At 47.7% G+C, this 333-nt stretch carries 1 protein-coding gene; it reads left to right on the top strand.

The features are described from left to right. Positions 1-333: hypothetical protein (locus FC36_RS12160; RefSeq protein ID WP_162257659.1), on the top strand; the 333-nt coding region annotated here is incomplete at both ends.

Here is a 333-nt window from a genome sequence, read left to right as displayed (position 1 = left end):
GAAGCTGTAGAAGCAGTAAACAAGACCGGTTTAGAAGACTCAATCACAGCAGGTGATACGTTATCAAAAGCAGGTAACGTAACTGCAGATGATGGAACAGAAGTTCCTGTAGACCCAGCGGACAAGGAAGCTTTAGACAAGGCCCTTGAAGCCGGTAAGGCAGTGGACAATAATCCATCCGCAAGCCAAGCAAATGTGGACGCAGCGAAGAAGGCAATTGATGACGCAATGAATGCCATCAAGAACAAAGCTAACCAAACTAGCGCTCAACCAACTGACGTTCAAGCTGTGAAGGATGCCCAAGGTACAGCAGTTACAGGTAAGGCAACCCCA

The organism is Ligilactobacillus equi DSM 15833 = JCM 10991, assembly GCF_001435735.1.
Taxonomy (GTDB): domain Bacteria; phylum Bacillota; class Bacilli; order Lactobacillales; family Lactobacillaceae; genus Ligilactobacillus; species Ligilactobacillus equi.
Note: the sequence above shows the minus strand (reverse complement) of the source record. Positions and strands in the feature narration are given on the sequence as shown.